6 protein-coding genes are annotated in these 3154 nt (G+C 63.4%); 5 read left to right on the top strand and 1 reads right to left on the bottom strand.

Annotation, left to right across the window (positions count from 1 at the left end):
* From ABWP50_RS05690 to ABWP50_RS05670, 5 genes are all read left to right on the top strand, one after another.
* The coding region (locus tag ABWP50_RS05690) for a class I tRNA ligase family protein (protein WP_353217020.1) at positions 1-537 on the top strand (537 nt) is incomplete at its 5' end.
* Complete coding sequence (gene lspA, locus ABWP50_RS05685; RefSeq protein WP_353217019.1) at positions 530-1033, top strand: signal peptidase II; 504 nt, start codon at positions 530-532, stop codon at positions 1031-1033. The genes ABWP50_RS05690 and lspA, both read left to right, overlap by 8 nt.
* Positions 1023-1451 (top strand): DUF3035 domain-containing protein, encoded by a 429-nt coding sequence (locus tag ABWP50_RS05680; RefSeq protein ID WP_353217018.1) that lies wholly within the window; start codon positions 1023-1025, stop codon positions 1449-1451. The genes lspA and ABWP50_RS05680 overlap by 11 nt, the downstream gene beginning before the upstream one ends.
* Positions 1451-1831, top strand: a complete 381-nt coding sequence (locus tag ABWP50_RS05675; protein WP_502950987.1) for a GFA family protein — start codon at positions 1451-1453, stop codon at positions 1829-1831. Before ABWP50_RS05680 ends, ABWP50_RS05675 begins: the two co-directional genes overlap by 1 nt.
* Positions 1832-2206: a tRNA-binding protein gene (locus ABWP50_RS05670; protein ID WP_353217016.1), complete on the top strand. Its 375-nt coding sequence runs from the start codon at positions 1832-1834 to the stop codon at positions 2204-2206. It abuts the gene before it with no gap.
* A gap of 12 nt (positions 2207-2218) precedes the next feature.
* On the opposite strand, the gene aroC is transcribed toward ABWP50_RS05670, so the two are convergent.
* Positions 2219-3154 (bottom strand): chorismate synthase (aroC, locus tag ABWP50_RS05665; protein ID WP_353217015.1); only part of this gene is annotated, 936 nt, incomplete at its 5' end.

Genomic DNA, 3154 nt, shown 5'->3' with positions numbered 1-3154 from the left:
GACAGCCTCTATTGCGACGCGCCCACCGCCCTCACCCGCCGCGCCTGGCGCACGGTGCTGGATCTAAGCTTCCACGCCCTCACCCGCTGGCTGGCGCCGGTGCTGGTGTTCACCGCCGAAGAAGTGTGGGGCACGCGCTATCCGGATGCGGGATCGGTGCACCTGCTCGAGTGGCCGGAGATTGCGGCCGATTGGCAGGATGATGCGCTCGGCCACCAGATCACGCTGGCGCGGCAGGTGCGCGAAGATGCCTATCTCAAGCTGGAGGAACTGCGCCGAGCCAAGGCCATCGGCAGCTTCCTGGAGGCCTATGTGTGCATCGAAACCACCGATGAAGACCATTTCGTGGCCTGCCAAGCGCTCGATCTGGCCGAATATCTGCTGGTTGCCCGCGTCGATCTGGTCAAGGGCGCCAGCAACGCCCTGACCGTGGGCAAGGTTGACGACGCCAAATGCGCGCGCTGCTGGCGGCACCTGCCCGACGTGGCGGCCGAAACCGGCCTGTGCGGGCGCTGTGACGAGGTGATCAATGCCTAATCGCGGCTACATGCTTGCCGGCGTGGTGCTGGTCCTCGATCAGATCAGCAAATATTGGGTGATGAACGTGATCCGCCTGCCCGATAGCGGCGGCATGGATGTGTTGGCGTTTTTCCGGCTGACATTTGTGGGCAATGCCGGCGTGTCGATGGGCTTGTTGCCGGCCGGTTCGGATCTGGCGCGCTGGCTGCTGACATTTGTCACGGCCGGCATTGCGCTGGCGGTGGCGTTCTGGCTGCGGCGTGAAAAGCATGTTGTTGATATTGCAGCGCTTGGCCTGGTGCTGGGCGGCGCCATCGGCAACATCATCGATCGGGTGCGCTTTGGCTATGTTGTCGATTTCCTGCATTTCTTCTGGCAGCAATATAGTTTCTATGTCTTCAATCTTGCCGATGCCGCGATTACACTGGGGGTGATACTGCTGCTGGCGCGCGCCGTGTTTGCGCCGTCGGACAGTGCAAAACCTGCCACGGATGGGAAAGCCAATGATGCGTAACATATTGATCCTGGGCCTGGCCGCCATCACGCTCACGGCCTGCGGCGGCGGCGGCAACCGGCTTTCGGGCCGCGGCCCCGATGAATTGGCCATCGCCCGTTCCGCGCCGCTGGTGGTGCCGCCCGATTTCTCGCTGGCGCCGCCGCGCCCCGGCGCGCCGCGCGCCCTGGGTATTGATGCGCAGGCCGCCGCGATGGAAGCTTTGTTCGGCCCCGGTGTGAAGCCGCCGCCGCGCAGCCAGGCCGAGCAAAATCTGCTCGACCGCGCCAATGCCAATGCCAATGATCCCGCCATCCGCAGCCAGGCCGGCGATCCGCGCACCAGCGCCGTGAACAAGGGTGTATTTCTGGCCGAAGTGCTGGCCGCACCTGTCGGCAGCCGCGATCCCAAGCTGGCCGATGTGAAATTACCCAACTGATGCGGGAGGCTGGCGGCGGCTGCCACTGCGGCGCGGTGCGTTTTTCGGTGCGGTTTGTTGACCCGCCCGAACTCCTGGATTGCAATTGTTCGATTTGCGCCAAAACCGGTTATCTGCACCTGATCGCCGGCCCCGCCGATTTCACGCTGCTGAATGGCGCCGACGTGTTGACCGATTATCGCTGGGGCACCGGGACCGCGCGCCACCTGTTCTGCGCGCGCTGCGGCATCAAGAGCTTTTATGTGCCGCTATCACACCCGAACGACATTTCGGTGAACTGGCGGGCATTGGACGACGTTGGGGATATCGTGCCGCGCATCGTTGCCTTTGACGGGATCAGCCCGGGCAAGACGACTGAACAGCGCATGGGAAGCAGTTGAATGAGCCATGTGTTGCACGCTGCCGATGCACCGCCAGCACCGACCATGGCCTTCGACGATTGGCTGAAGGCCGATGTGCGGGTAGGGACGATTGTTGAGGCCCTGCCCTTCCCGGAAGCCCGCAAGCCCTCCTTTAAATTGTTGATCGATTTCGGCGCCACCATCGGCCAGCGCAAATCAAGCGCGCAGATCACCCGGCATTATGGCCTTGATGCTCTGGTTGGCCAGCAGGTGATTGCCGTGGTGAATTTCCCGCCGCGGCAGATCGGCAAATTCATGTCGGAAGTGCTCACCCTGGGTGTCCCCGATGCAGACGGCGAAGTGGTCCTGTTGCATCCAAGCCAAGCTGTGCCAAACGGCGGCCGACTGTTTTAGCGGGCGACTGTTTTAGCTGCCGACCTGCCCGCGCTGCAGCAGCATCGCATCGGCGAGCACCAGCGCCACCATCGCCTCCAGCACCGGCGCGGCGCGGATGCCCACGCACGGATCGTGGCGGCCCTTGGTGACGATTTGCGCGGCTTCACCGGCCTTGGTGATGGTGTCCACCGGCGTCAGGATCGAACTGGTGGGTTTCAGCGCCATGCGAACCACGATGGGCTGGCCTGTGGAGATACCACCGGCAATGCCGCCAGCGTGGTTGGACAGAAACTCTGGCCCATCCTCGCCGGGCCGCATGGCATCGGCGTTTTCCTCGCCGCGCAGGCGCGCCGCAGCAAAGCCATCGCCGATTTCAACGGCTTTGACGGCGTTGATGCTCATTGCGGCGCTGGCCAGCTGTGCATCCAGCTTGTGATAGAGTGGGCTGCCCCAGCCGGCCGGCACGCCCGTGGCGACACATTCAACGATGGCGCCCAGCGATGATCCGGCTTTGCGGGCAGCGTCCAGATTCTCGGCCCATAGTTCAGCCGTGACAGCGTCGGGGCACCAGAATGGATTGCGCGCAATTTCTTGCCAATCAAAGCGGCTGCGATCAATCGCAACACCTCCAATTTCAACCAGATAGGCCGTGATGCTCACACCGGGTATCACCAGCCGTGCCACCGCGCCGGCCGCCACCCGGCTGGCGGTTTCCCGCGCCGACGAACGCCCGCCGCCGCGCGGATCGCGGTGGCCATATTTGGCATCATAGGCATAATCGGCATGACCAGGCCGATAGGCGGCCGCGATCTCGCTATAGTCTTTTGAGCGTTGATCGACATTTTCGATCATCAGGCTGATCGGTGTGCCGGTGGTGCGGCCTTCAAACACGCCCGACAATATGCGCACGACATCGGGCTCTTGCCGCTGGGTGGTGAATTTCGATTGGCCGGGCCGGCGCTTGTC

The organism is Sandarakinorhabdus sp. (genome assembly GCF_040398645.1).
Lineage (GTDB): Bacteria > Pseudomonadota > Alphaproteobacteria > Sphingomonadales > Sphingomonadaceae > Sandarakinorhabdus.
Note: the sequence above shows the minus strand (reverse complement) of the source record. Positions and strands in the feature narration are given on the sequence as shown.